This window comes from Arthrospira sp. PCC 8006 (assembly GCF_046480465.1).
Taxonomy (GTDB): Bacteria; Cyanobacteriota; Cyanobacteriia; order Cyanobacteriales; family Microcoleaceae; genus Limnospira; species Limnospira platensis.
The window spans coordinates 1-13,423 of record NZ_PKGG01000146.1; the positions used below are offsets into that span (position 1 = coordinate 1).

Annotated in this window: 11 protein-coding genes and 2 pseudogenes; 2 read left to right on the plus strand and 11 right to left on the minus strand. The window is 43.6% G+C overall.

Annotation, left to right across the window (positions count from 1 at the left end; all coding sequences use genetic code 11):
• The 4 genes from B9T16_RS18640 to B9T16_RS18655 form a co-directional block, all read right to left on the minus strand.
• Nucleotides 1-1,554 (minus strand): DNA cytosine methyltransferase (locus B9T16_RS18640; RefSeq protein ID WP_410245451.1); only part of this gene is annotated, 1,554 nt, incomplete at its 3' end.
• A 66-nt stretch (nt 1,555-1,620) separates the two neighbouring features.
• On the minus strand, nt 1,621-4,200 hold the full coding sequence (locus B9T16_RS18645) for a CHAT domain-containing protein (RefSeq protein ID WP_410245452.1): 2,580 nt from the start codon (nt 4,198-4,200) through the stop codon (nt 1,621-1,623).
• A gap of 18 nt (nt 4,201-4,218) precedes the next feature.
• On the minus strand, nt 4,219-5,310 hold the full coding sequence (locus B9T16_RS18650) for an S-layer family protein (RefSeq protein ID WP_410245453.1): 1,092 nt from the start codon (nt 5,308-5,310) through the stop codon (nt 4,219-4,221).
• Nucleotides 5,261-5,563 (minus strand): hypothetical protein, encoded by a 303-nt coding sequence (locus B9T16_RS18655; protein ID WP_006617741.1) that lies wholly within the window; start codon nt 5,561-5,563, stop codon nt 5,261-5,263. Before B9T16_RS18655 ends, B9T16_RS18650 begins: the two co-directional genes overlap by 50 nt.
• A 114-nt stretch (nt 5,564-5,677) precedes the next feature.
• On the opposite strand from B9T16_RS18655, the gene B9T16_RS18660 reads away from it, so the two are divergent.
• The gene (locus B9T16_RS18660; protein WP_006617742.1) at nt 5,678-6,295 is read left to right on the plus strand and encodes a Uma2 family endonuclease; all 618 of its coding nucleotides are present in this window, start codon (nt 5,678-5,680) and stop codon (nt 6,293-6,295) included.
• A gap of 18 nt (nt 6,296-6,313) precedes the next feature.
• Here the strand turns inward: B9T16_RS18660 and B9T16_RS18665 are convergent, their stop codons facing one another.
• From B9T16_RS18665 to B9T16_RS18675, 3 genes and pseudogenes are all read right to left on the minus strand, one after another.
• Entirely contained in the window at nt 6,314-6,448 is a 135-nt protein-coding gene (locus tag B9T16_RS18665) for a hypothetical protein (protein WP_006624934.1), read from the minus strand.
• Between the two features lie 346 nt (nt 6,449-6,794).
• Nucleotides 6,795-7,598 (minus strand): putative bifunctional diguanylate cyclase/phosphodiesterase, encoded by an 804-nt coding sequence (locus tag B9T16_RS18670; RefSeq protein ID WP_410245456.1) that lies wholly within the window; start codon nt 7,596-7,598, stop codon nt 6,795-6,797.
• Between the two features lie 24 nt (nt 7,599-7,622).
• A pseudogene (locus B9T16_RS18675) lies at nt 7,623-9,137 on the minus strand (CHASE2 domain-containing protein); the annotation flags it as partial.
• Between the two features lie 475 nt (nt 9,138-9,612).
• Here B9T16_RS18675 and B9T16_RS18680 point away from each other — a divergent pair.
• The gene (locus tag B9T16_RS18680; protein ID WP_410245454.1) at nt 9,613-10,275 is read left to right on the plus strand and encodes a DUF928 domain-containing protein; all 663 of its coding nucleotides are present in this window, start codon (nt 9,613-9,615) and stop codon (nt 10,273-10,275) included.
• Between the two features lie 27 nt (nt 10,276-10,302).
• On the opposite strand, the gene rlmB is transcribed toward B9T16_RS18680, so the two are convergent.
• From rlmB to B9T16_RS18700, 4 genes and pseudogenes are all read right to left on the minus strand, one after another.
• On the minus strand, nt 10,303-11,241 hold the full coding sequence (gene rlmB, locus B9T16_RS18685; protein WP_006617744.1) for a 23S rRNA (guanosine(2251)-2'-O)-methyltransferase RlmB: 939 nt from the start codon (nt 11,239-11,241) through the stop codon (nt 10,303-10,305).
• A gap of 103 nt (nt 11,242-11,344) precedes the next feature.
• On the minus strand, nt 11,345-11,695 hold the full coding sequence (locus B9T16_RS18690) for an STAS domain-containing protein (protein ID WP_197535930.1): 351 nt from the start codon (nt 11,693-11,695) through the stop codon (nt 11,345-11,347).
• 177 nt (nt 11,696-11,872) lie between these two features.
• Nucleotides 11,873-13,027, minus strand: a complete 1,155-nt coding sequence (gene carA, locus B9T16_RS18695; RefSeq protein ID WP_410245455.1) for a glutamine-hydrolyzing carbamoyl-phosphate synthase small subunit — start codon at nt 13,025-13,027, stop codon at nt 11,873-11,875.
• A 107-nt stretch (nt 13,028-13,134) separates the two neighbouring features.
• Nucleotides 13,135-13,423: pseudogene (locus B9T16_RS18700) on the minus strand (heavy metal translocating P-type ATPase); the annotation flags it as partial.

Consider the following 13,423-nt stretch of genomic DNA (forward strand, 5'->3'; position numbering starts at 1 on the left):
ATATTTATTGAGCATAGCTTCGATAAGTATACGTTGCTGCAATTTTATGTCTTTAGTCTCAGCAATTTTACTTCCTTGTTCTGTTAAACCAGTAATTTCAATTTTGTGATTTTTTGCTTTTTTTATGGTTATTAAACCAAGTTGATGTAAAGATTTAGTAACAAACTGTCCATGTCGATTAACCGACTTTTCTTTACCTCTATAGCCTAATTCATAACCCAAACCATGATTGTCTTTTACTCCTTTGTTAATCAATACAATTGCATTGATTAATTTAAGAGGATGATCGCATTGTGGTAATGTAAATTTTATGTTTTTTAAATTCTCCTCGTTTAGAAATATTGAAAATTGTTCTCTTAAAATTCCTTCGGGAGTCATTTTGATAACATCCTTAACTCTTGTTTCTCGATATGAGAATGCTTTAGCTCTAATTTCATGAATGTTATGAATAGAATTGACTGTTTTCCTTTGATCTTGATATTGATCTAATTTTAAATCTAATTTTAAAATGGCTTCCCCTAATGCTTTGGCTAATAAAGGGGGAACGGCATTGCCAATTTGTCGCCACTGTTGGGTTACGGTTCCGTAAAAGATGAAATTGGGGGGGAAAGACTGAATGGCTGCGGCTTCCCTGGGGGTCAGATAACGGTTTTCTGTGGGGTGATAGTAGGTGGTGCGACTGGTGTTGATGGTGGGAGAATAACTATCTCGCGCTAGGCGTTTAAGTTTGGTTTCCCTAAATCGGGATTCTCGCAGCTTTTCCCAATCTATATTATACCATAAGTCGGGGGGTAAATAAGCCTGTTGGTCTGGTTGATAACGAACGCCTTTACCTTCGGGAATATGCTGGATTCTTTGACGTTCTAAATGATTGGGAATTTGGGCGGTTCTGGGGTCGTGGTTGTAAGTTTTTCCCTGATATGTTAGCCAGTTTTCCCAAGCAAATCCTACGGTTTTTGCAGCGGGAAGAAAGTATAAATCTGGTTCATTATCTTGAAATTGTGGGGATGGATATAAATTGGGTACGCCGAAACGATTACCTAAAAAAATGGTGCGCCTGCGTTTTTCGGGGACTCCGTAATGATGAGCAGATAGGACTCGGACATCAACAGTATATCCGATATTCTGTAGACAAGTTAAAATAGATGTGAGGGTGTTTTCGTTTTTGCGGGATAATAAACCTGTGACGTTTTCAATGATGATATAGTCGGGTTTAAGCTGTTCAACAAACCGCAGAAATTCTAAAAATAAAAAATTGCGTTTATCCAGATTATTATTGGTTCCAATGGTGGAAAAACCTTGACAGGGGGGACCTCCACAAATTAAGTTAATGTGGCGATCGCCAATTAATTCCCGAATTTGCTCGGTAGAAATTTCCCGCAGGTCGCCACAAATTGTTTCAGCTTGAGGGTGATTATTTTGAAAAGTTTGGATAGCAGATTTATCGAAATCGACACCTAACAAACATTGAAAACCTGCCATTTCCAAGCCACAGGACATCCCTCCGGCTCCAGAAAATAGGTCAATAAAGGTTTTAGTTGTTGAAGTGGTCATGGGCTCTAGCTACCTGCTTGGTCAAGATGGATGTTGGATGATTATATCATCAGTAGAGAGAAATGTTTATAACCAATTACCGACCAAAATATAGGGACTCCAATAAAATGGATGGCGGAAAAAGGAATTATTTAATAGCTTTAATTGCGCTTGTCTGAGGGCTTCTGACTTGTTGAATGGCTTTTGATTTAAAAATCTGTAGAATTCACTCATTAACTCACTACTGGCTTGGTCATTCACTGACCAGAGAGTGCCAACTGTACTGCGGGCACCGGCTTTAACTGCCATTCCAGCCAGCCCTAAAGTGGCACGATTATCACCGGAGGCGGTTTGACAAGCGCTGAGAATTAGTAATTCTATGGGTGTACGACCTGTGAGGGTTTTTTCAGTCAATAAACTATCCAATTCCAGGATATTAATACGACTATCCCAAGCTAAAATAAATGTGTCATCTAAGCGAGAACTAAATTGACCGTGGGTAGCAAAGTGAACTATGGGGTAGTTAGTTAATTCTAGTTTTTGGCGGATTAATTGATTGGTGAAATCTTGATTAAGTAGGACTGTGCTGGCTGTTTCTGATTGAATTGTGGCGATTTCTTCGGCTACATAACTCAGGGGACTAAATCCATCTCTTTCTTCGGTTAATCCCCCGGCTAGAACTTTTAAATCTAGCTGTTTGATGGATTTATCGGATAGTAATTTTAAGCCAGGAGTAATGGCAATGCTATAGGTTTCTATGAGATATTTTTCGCCATCATAAAGGGTCGCCATGGGGACATTACGCAAGGAACCATCAGGGACAAAAACTAGGGTTTTCACTTGTTCGGGATTAATTTGATTAGCCAGGGGTCGAATTACCCAATTATAAAGTTTTTGGGCGGGTTCATAAAAATCTCGACGGCTGCGAATAACTAATCCTTGAGACAGTTGCTTGATAGTTGTGTCTACTTCGGTTTTGCTGACATTAGTTTGATGATGAATTAGGGGATGATTAGGTTTACTGATAATTACATGAAGATTATCTTGTAAGATGATTGGATATATGACGGCTGCTGTGGGGTCTATTTCATCTATTTTTCTACTGACAACATCGACACAATCGGCTTTAAAAAAGTTATCCAATTCAGCAACTTTTAAAGACTCGATTACATTAATGGCTTGGGATAAGTTATTCTGACTGACAACCTGACCCGGCGGTGTGGTTTCTAATAGTAAGGATACTAATTCCCGATACACGGGTTCAATACTATTTTGAAAAGAAAACTGAAACTCTCGACCGACGGAGGCGATATCTTGACTTAGGGAACCAATTAGGTTGACGGCTTCTAAGTAGGAAGATATGGCTTTTTCAGGCTGTCCTTGTACCTGTTGAAGGCGACCTAATTGCCATAACCATAAGTAGGAAATATCTGGGGCTTTAATTTGTTGACTCAAGATTAAGGCATCTTGGGTAATATTTTGGGCAATTTCCCATTGTTGGGTTTGTTCATAAATACTGGCTATATAACCTAAGCCAAAGGCTTGCGCTCGTTGGTCTCCTAGGTCGATCGCCTCTTGAGTTGCTTGGCTATACAGTTGGAGAATATTCTGCCAAGATGATTGAGGATTTTGGGCTTGTTGAAAGGTAGACCAATGCTGTCCTAAGTTGAGACGATAATAGATAGTTGTGTGGTTTGATGGTAACTGATCTAGGTGAGATTTTGTGGTTGGTAATAGTTGACTAAAGGCTTGCCAGTCCTGAGTCTCAGCCAATAAACTTAATTGGGAAAGTTCTATAGCTACCTGCTGTTGAGGAGAAGGAGATCTAGTTAAGGCTTGTTGATAATAGTCTAAAGCTGTGGTATAATCTTGATGGTTTTTGGCGACATTCCCCAAGCCAATTAGGGCGGTAATTTTTTCGGAGTTTAAGTCTAAGTTTGTAGCTATAGTTAAACCCTGTTGTAAGATAATTTGGGCTTCATTAAAACGGCTGAGGGTACTAAGTAGGTTGCCGAGTCGAATGAGGACGATCGCTTTTTCGCGGGAGTTTTCTTGGTGCTGAAGATTGTTGCTGATATCGGCTAACAGTAAAGAAGCGCGGCGATATAATCCCAGTTGCTGTAGGGCGGTGGCTTGATTTATTCTCGCTTTAAAAACTCCCATTTGCTGCCGATCGCGATTATATAACTTTTCGGCGGTTTCCCAGGAGCTAAAGGCGGCTTCAGGCTTTCCCATAGCCAGATATAATTGACCTTGGGTATTCATAGCCTGGGCGAGAACAGATAAGCCAGGGGGTCCAGCATTCTCTAATAAAGCGATACTGCGGGCGATCGCTTCTGTGGCTGGTTGCCATTTTCCCAGGTGTTGATAAGCCAGAGATAGGTTACTAAGAACCCGTGCTTGGGCTATGAAATATCCTTGGTTGTGGTAGGTTTGCGCGACGGACTCCCAAATAGCGATCGCCTGTTGAAAATCCCCCTGTTGATAGCGATCGCGTCCCTGTTGTTCCTGCTGTAACCCCTCGGAGGCTTGGCTAATTATGGGAGTCTGTTTTGGGGCGACAATTTGGGTTAAACCTGGTTTCGAGATGGTATCTGCTAACAGCAGGCTAATCAATAAACCCAATAAAATCAATAGGGTAAAAGTCAAACGCCTAGGATATTTCATAGAATTGGCACAACACAATTAGGGAATTACAGTAGGACGGCATTGAGGGTTTAGCCAGGGAATAGAAGACGAGGAAGCATGAGGACTACGCGCAATTAAACTAACGCGACCATCAGAATACATCACTAACCCTTGAGCCTCAACTAAGATGGAATTGCCTGCTGTACTAAAATCTTGGTAAATTGTAGCACTACCTTGTAGATTTGGTGATTCTAAAGTTATGCTACCCAAATCTTCGAGGGGACTTTCTCCGGTGTGTATGGTGGTGGGGTTGGGTGGTAAACCGCCGCGTCCGGTGACAATAAATTGATTATTTTGGGACCCTGGTAAACAACTAAGAGTGACTAACCGAGACGCATCAATAGGTCCGGTGGGTAGTTCAAACAGTGCTTGGGTGGGGTCAGTATCAGGATTATTAATTGTGACTACCCCATCAACTCGAAAGGCGGAACTAACGGTAATATCACTCAGGGGGGTTAATTCGGGGCGGAACTCAATGCCAAAAATTCCCCTAGCTGTGATGGTAATATTACCCCCAGTCCCCAAAAAAGCATTGGCGGTTATATCGTTATTTTCTACGGGGATAGCAAACAGATATTTGGTGATGATATCGATGTTCCCGCCATCACCTTGACCGCTATTTATACCTGCGGTGGCTGATATGCTACTTTGGCGACGGAGGGTGATGGTATCGGCGATCGCCAAACTGATATTACCGCCATTATTAGATGGTGTTTCAGTGGTAATAGTCGCGCCATTGTCAAGTCGCAAATTCGGGGCGATGAGGTGAATATTTCCGCCTTCTCCTTCACTGCGACTTTCGGCAAATAAGCCACTACGGAAAAAGCCATCCGGTGAAGTTCCGGTAAATTCTACCCCTTGGGAAGCCATAATATTCAGGCTTCCTCCTAACCCTTGATTTTGACTAGATGCCGAAATGCGAGCGCCGTCTAAAATTTGTAATTGTCCAGTTCTTACTTGGATATTTCCGGCGGGTGCGCTTCCTTGACCAAACCGGTCTGGGGTTCCGGTAGAAGTAAATAAGCCGCTGGGATTTTCCCTAGTGGGGGAAGTTCCGACTAACTGGATAGACGAGCGCCAAAACGTCAATATTTCCGCCTAGTCCGTCACCGAGAGTAGTGGCAACTATTTGAGCGCCATTATTAACTTGTAGTTGTCGGGTTTGAATGCTAATATCCCCCGCTTGACCGCTACCTTGTGTAGCACTGAAAATAGTCGCCCCATCACCGGAAATAGTTAATTGATTAGTATTGATAGTGATATCACCAGCTTGACCTGTAGAATCCAGTTCGCCGGTCGTAGATGACCGGCAAAGAGTTCGAGCCCCCGCACCGGAAACCACGGGGTTGAAGCCGGTGTTGCTTGGGTTAGAGGCGATCGCGGCTGATGTCGGTAGAGGGAGTGGGGGCGATCGCCTAAAATTTAACTAGCCTATCTCTACATCGGAGAAGTCAAAATGGTACAGACCCCTCAAACATCGGAAACCGATACCCTATTGCTGGCATACCCCAAAACCCTGAAACTTCACGTCACCCAAGAACAATTTGCCGCCCTAGCCGCCAGTAATCGAGAATTACAACTGGAGAGAACCGCCACAGGAGAGTTAATTGTGAATCCACCAACGGGTTGGGAAACCGGAGAACGTAATTTTAGTATCATTGGGCAATTGTATTGTTGGTACGAAAATTATCAACAAGGGAAAGCATTCGACTGTAACACGGGGTTTATTTTACCCAATGGGGCAAATCGTTCTCCCGATGCCTGTTGGGTGAGTCAAGACCGTTGGGATGCACTAAGCCAGGAACAAAAGAAAACTTTTCCAGAGATTTGTCCGGATTTTGTCGTAGAGTTACGTTCTGATTCGGATACTCTAAAATCGCTGCCAGAAAAAATGCAAGAGTATCTAGAAAATGGCGCAAAATTGGGGTGGTTAATCGACCCGCAACGTCGAATAGTAGAAGTTTATCGAGCCGATTCGGACGTAGAAATGCTATCCAATCCAACTGAGTTATCCGGAGAGAACCTGTTACCTGGTTTTGTATTAGATTTAGGTAGAGTTTGGGGTAAGTCGTAGTAGGAGGGTGGGCATTGCCTACCCGTTTGACAATTCCAGTTGTCCTAGAAAAGTGTCAGGATGGGCGATCGCCACTTGGGTATTGTCCAACAAACGACCGGAACCCGCTAGTTTTTGTCCGAGCGCCATTTCCACAAAGCGATTTCGGCTCAAGGCTTCCTGAGCAACCGTGCCGCATATGGGACTCTGGGATTTTCGGCGGGTGGTGACTAATTTGGAATGCTGCGATCAACATCCTGAAGTCAGCCTTGTGTACGCTAGGGCAAGCGCGAAGGGTCGTAGACCCGTTCGTGAAACGTTGCGTAGCAAACGTGCGACTGAGATTCGACCATTACTCTGGCTTTTGCAATCCTGTCAAAGCCAGTTGGGTCTATGAATCAAGAATCCCCTCCCCTTTAGACAGGGAGGGGAGTGTCAACTAAGTTCTCTACTGATACATTTACGCGACATTTTTCCGGTTCCGGATAATGCAACGATAGCACCATTACCTGTTTTCGTTTCATGATTGATACAGCGTCCTATTTAACAGGTCTTCCAAGGCTGTGACCGGCAAAGGTTTGGAGAAAAAATACCCTTGTCCGTATTCGCAATTTAGGTTTTTCAAAGTCTGGACATTACCTTCGGCTTCTATACCTTCCGCGACCAGATCCATGTTTAAGTTATGCCCTAACATAATAATAGTTTTGACAATCTCTGTATTTGGCTGGCTGTCATCCATCCGACGCACAAAGGATTGATCAACTTTGAGAGTATCTATGGGAAAGCGATGCCAATAACTTAGGGATGAATAACCGGTGCCGAAATCATCCATACTCAGTTTAATACCTAGGGCTTTTAATCTTTCTAAGAGTGCGATCGCCTCATCGACATCATCCATAATTGCACTTTCGGTAATTTCTAATTTAATGCAATTACGGTCAACGCCAGTCTCAGTCAAAATCTGATCAACACATTCAATTAAGTTAACTTGGGAAAATTGACGGGTTGATAGATTGATGCTTAACATAAAAGGGGGATTTTGGCAATATTTTTGATGCCAGATCGCCAACTGACGACAGCCTTCTAATAAAATCCACTCCCCCAAGGGGATAATTAAACCACTCTCCTCAGAAACTGGGATAAATTCCCCAGGAGACACAAACCCCCGCTGGGGAGATATCCAACGCACTAAGGCTTCAAAACCAGCTATCTGATTAGTTTTTAAATCAATAATCGGCTGATAATACAGTTGAAATTCTTGATTTTTAATGGCTTCTCTGAGGTCTGCTTCTAGTTGTAACTGCTGTAAAGCCTGAGATTTCATGGTGGAGATATACACCTGATAACGATTGTTTCCTAAAGCCTTGGCGCGATACATGGCTGTATGGGCATCTCTCAATAAATCATGGGCAACTAAATGGGGGTTTTGGTTACTATATGCAATGCCAATACTGATGGTGGTATATACCTGTTGACCGTTGAGATAAAAGGGCGCGGCGAGAGCTTTTTTCAGTTGATTTGCCATGGCGATCGCCTGGTCAATATTCTGGATATTCGGCATCATTACCGCAAATTCATCCCCGCACACTCGCGCTAAAATAACCTGAGAATGTAAACACTTTTTGAGGCGTTTAGTAGTAGAAATTAGCAGTTGATCACCGATAGCATGACCAAAACCTTCATTGATGAGACGAAAGCGATATAAATCTAAAAAAAACAGGGCGATTTGGGTATATTTAGACTGATTACTAAGGCGCTGAATTTTTTGATGGAGTAGGTTGCGGGTTGGTAAATCGGTAAGAACATCATAGGATAAACCATAAAGAACTTTATAAGCTAAGACAATGGCACCAGTAAATAATAAGCCTAAAGCTGGGGGAATTAGGGGAATCCATCCCTTTTGACCAAATAGCACAAAACAGATACTCCAAAGGGCGATCGTGCTGATACTAATTAGTAATCCCAACGACAGGGGGCGATGAAATTTAACTACGAAAATCCCCCCAAAAAATGACCCAAGCCACAACCATAAAACCTCCCCCCACATGGGCCAAAACCAAAATAAAGATTCTCCCGCTAAAATTACTTTAAGAATTTGGCTAATCATGTTAGCATGAATTATTACTCCGGGCATTAAATGATTAGTGGTTTGACCAGGACTAAAAGGGGTGGGATGCAGGTCTCTTGAACTGGTGGCTGTTGTCCCGATTAATACGACTTTATCTCTGACCAAATCTGGGTCAAATTCTCATTCTAATAACTCGGTCATCGTGATAGTTTTAGCTATGGTTTTGGTGTGATAATTAATCAATATTTGTCTACCCCCAACTTCCGATGGGGGTAGTTGATAGCCACCGGAATTATATTCTAGTGTCGGAAATATAGTTTTATCTATTTGTAGCAAGCCGGGTTGTGCTTCAAGAATAATGGGGCGATTTTTGAGATATTCCAAATATTTGTGGCTAACTTTTACGCCAAAAGAATAAAGTTCTTGACCATCATATCGAACATACATTAAGTTACGGCGAATAGTATTATCTAAATCGGCTACTAAATCGTTAAAGCCTACTTGATTGGCTGATATAGATGGCGGTGGATCAACTATTCCGATTTGTTTAATGGCAATAATATTATCGGCTTGGAATTGTTCAACAATTTGTAAATTTCCAGGAGGTTGCGGAACATCTCTATAAATATCAAAGCCAATGACTCTAGGTTGATATTCTTGCAGTTTCGCTAAGGCTTGGGCTAAGATTTCATCAGAAAACGGCCACTTTTGGTTAGCTTGAATATCTGCTTCTGTAATCTCTACAATTAGTAGGCGAGGGTCAGGAATATTATGACTATTTAAGCGCATCATTCTATCAAAGGATTCTAATTATAGGGGTTGTAAAATTCCCCAAGACCTAATCCCCGATATTAACCCTGTGGTTAATAGGCTGGCTAGGATGATAGTAATTAGCTGTTTTACTGATAAGAAATGCGGATTTATTGGTTGTTTGTAATCAGTGAATATGGATGATAGTTTCTTGGCAATGTATTTAACACACCGACACCAACAGCGATTAATTTGACTATTTAAATGCTTAAAACGTTTTGCAATCATAATAAGCTAATTTTATTTGTACTCAAAATAGTGGGACATCTAGGGGACTCGGTTATGTATGGCGTTCAATATCTGTAACTTCCTATGGTTGAATATCAGTAATTTGACTGATGACTGTCTGTTAACCACCTTGCTATAATCATAATGTTAGGAATCAGGGAATAATCGGGATATAACTCTGAAACTTAAACTTTTTGCGGGTCCGATAGGGGTTATCCTGGGTACGGTGTCTGTGTTAACGGTTTCTATGACACCACCTTTTATAGAATCTGTGGTAGCTACTGATGGTGATCAGCCACCAGGTCGCTTGGTGGGAGGAGGGACTAGGAGTAGCAACCCTAATTGTAGATTTGATCGAACTCCCTTGATGGCGATCGCCCCCTCTCGATCAATAGGGTTAACGGCTCAAGCCTCTCCTAGGTTATATTTTTACTTACCTGCTATGGAAACTACCCAGACAGCCGAGTTTGTGCTGATTGATAACACCAATGACACGGTGATTTATGAAGAGACCCTGAAAATCGGAGGTCAAGGGGGAATTATGGGTGTGACTATACCATCACACAGCACTCAKAACATTAAAACCAACAATAATTACAAGTGGTACTTTTCCATCGTTTGTAATCCTGATGACCGTTCGGAGGATATCATAGTCGAAGGTGGCATCCGGTGGGCAGAAATCGACCCAGCATTAGCCAGTCAAATTAACCAAACCAGTCCACTAGAGAAGGTGGATCTATATTTAAAGGCGGGACTGTGGTTTGATGCTATGTCAACTTTGGCTCAGTTGCGGTCTCATGGTAATGCTGATCCGGCAGTCTCAGAGGCTTGGAGTAAACTATTGGAATCGGCGGATCTGGGGGTTTTGGTTCAAGAACCTGTAATTACCGAATAATTTACTCCATATTTTCAGCAGCGATCGCTATTGATGCTGATTCTGATTCTGATTCTGATTCTGACTCTGACTCTGACTCTGACGCTGGCGGAATATCTCATAAAGTGCCATACCAGTGGCTACTGAGACATTCAAGCTAGGGGTTACTCCTGACAGGGGAATAGAAAGTAGCACATCGCAATTTTCGGCGATCGCATGACTCAACCCTTCCCCTTCACTACCTACTACTAGGACGATCGCCCCGCTTAAATCAGCTTTATACAGGGGTTGATATTCCCCGGCTACTGTGCCATAAATCCAAAATCCGGCTGATTTAAGTTCCGTGAAAGTACGGTTAAGGTTGATCACCCGCGCTACCGGGAAAGTCTCTAGGGCTCCGGCCGCCACTTTCATCACTGTAGCATTAATACCAACAGCCCGCCGCTGGGGGAGAATCAAGCCTTGGGCTCCGATCGCTTCAGCGGTGCGAATGATCGCGCCTAAGTTGTGGGGGTCAGTGATACCATCAACGGCGACTAGGACTGGTTGGCTATTGGCAGATTTAGCCTGGGTGATTAGGGTGGTTAAATCCCAATATTTATAAGGTGTAACCTGTGCGACAATTCCCTGATGGCTAGCGCCTCTGGTAATTTGGTCTAGGCGCTGATAGCTGGCTCCGTCTACAATAGCGCCTTTGGCTTTCGCCTCTTGTAATAGAGGTTGGAACCGGGTATCTGAGCGCAATTGGGAAATTACCCAAACTCGGTTAAGCGATCGGCCGTTTTCTAAGGCTGCTAAGACTGTGTGGCGACCATAAATTAGATCTTCCTCTGGCGGTTCTGTCTCTGCTGAAGCCACAGGGCGATCGCGACGACGGGGATGGATAGCTGGTTTATCTTCCCGAGGAGAATGCGATCGAGATGAAGAAGGCTTAACCTTTCCTCGGTTCGGGCCAGATTTGCGATGGGGAGATGAAGGAGGTCTCATTAAAAAACCCTCGAAGATTAGGCAATTTTTAATCAACAAACAGCATGACCGACAGGAAACACCCTATCGGTCTACTGGAAATAGGTAGACTCCTAGCAATCACTCAACTTTTTGGGACCGCCGCCACAGCATCCTCAACGGTTTGCTGTAGAGATAGAAACTTTTCTAAACGAACCAGTTTCACGGTTTGGGTGACGCGAGGATTAGAAACAATTTGTAAAGTTCCTCCGTTAGTCTGAGCCTTCTTGACGAGTTGTACCAAAGCGCCCAAACCGGAACTGTCTACAAAGTCTATCTGGGAAAGATCCAACACAATGTGTTTTGGTCCATTATCGATACACTTAGACATAATTTTCCGAAACGTACCTTCTGAGAAGGCATCGAGTAATCCGGTCAGACGAAATATTTGATAGTTATCTTTAACGTCGCGAGTCCCTCTGAGGCTAACGGTCAGGTGTAGTTGCTCAGGAATAGCCCCCTCCTAACTGGATAGCACATATACTGCTTCATTAGTATATTCCATTTTTGCCATAATTGTCTATGGTATCTGATTCCGTTGGCTTGAATTTGAGATGACAACAGACAGGGGGACTTGGCTCGGTTTGTCCCCCCAATAATCTGGCTCAGGTAATTACTTGGCTTTTTCCATTTCCTTGACGAATTGCTCAAACAGATAATCAGCGTCGTGGGGACCGGGACTGGCTTCTGGGTGATACTGAACTGAAAATAGCGGTAGGGTTTTGTGCTTGAGACCAGCAACGGTGCGATCGTTCAGGTTCAGATGGGTTATTTCTACATCCTCGGCTAGGCTATCAGGATCGAGAGCAAAGCCGTGATTTTGGCTGGTAATTTCCACCTGACGCTTTTCTAAACCAGCAGGTTGGTTTAATCCCCGATGTCCGAATTTTAGCTTAAAGGTTTTCGCGCCCAGGGATAAACCGAGGATTTGATGTCCCATACAGATGCCAAATACTGGTTTGTTACTTTTGAGTAACTCCTGGGTTGTGGAAATACCTTCGGAAACGGCGGCGGGGTCTCCTGGACCGTTAGAGAGGAAAATGCCATCGGGATTATATTTGAGGATCTCGGCGGCGGGGGTGCTGGCGGGAACTACGATGACCCGACAACCATAACTGGCTAGGCGACGCAGAATATTACGCTTTACTCCAAAGTCAATGGCAACTACTGTATAACGGGGGGATGGTGTTGGGCTCTCTTTTGATTCCAAGCTGGGGCTAAATTCCCAAACTGTATCGGTGGACTCAGACCACTCGTAGCTCTCTGGTGTAGTTACTTCTTTAACTAGGTTCAACCCATCCATATTGGGAGCGTGTTGGACTCGGGATAACAATTCTCCGGGGTCGAGAATTTCGGTAGATATGCCACCATTCATAGCCCCGACAGTTCGCAGTTTGCGGGTTAAGGCGCGGGTATCTATGCCATAAATGCCGGGGATATTATGTTCTTTGAGATAGTCGGGTAAGGATTGGGTAGAACGCCAGTTACTGGGACGGCTGCAAATATTACGGGCGATCGCACCTAGGACTTGGGGTCTGTTGGACTCCTCATCTTCTGGGTTAACCCCTGTGTTTCCTAATTCAGGATAAGTAAAGGTGACAATCTGACCACAATAACTGGGATCGGTCAAAACTTCCTGATAACCTGTCATTCCGGTGTTAAACACCACTTCACCTACAACTGTACCTGGAGCGCCAAAGGACCAACCGCGATAGCTGGTGCCGTCAATCAGAACAAGTAAAGCTGGTTTAGCAGAGATAAGCGACATAAAAGCCAATTTGCATCTAAACTTAATACCCCCCTATTCTGCCAGATATCTGACAAAGCGCTGATAGTTGAGTTTTGATTGCATGACAATTCAGGGGTGGACAGGTATCAATTAACTGGTTTACCAGATATGCGGGTGGCGTTGAGAATGGCTAATAATGCTACTCCTACATCGGCGAATACTGCTGACCAGATGGTGGCTAGTCCGAAAATTCCTAAGATGATAAAAAAGCCTTTAATTCCCATAGCTAAACCGATATTTTGCCAGACAATGCGGCGGGTTTTTCGTCCGATGGCGATCGCACGACTGACATAAGAGGGGGAATCGGTCATAACTACTACATCGGCGGTTTCAATGGCTGCGTCTGAACCCATACCTCCCATAGCAATACCTACA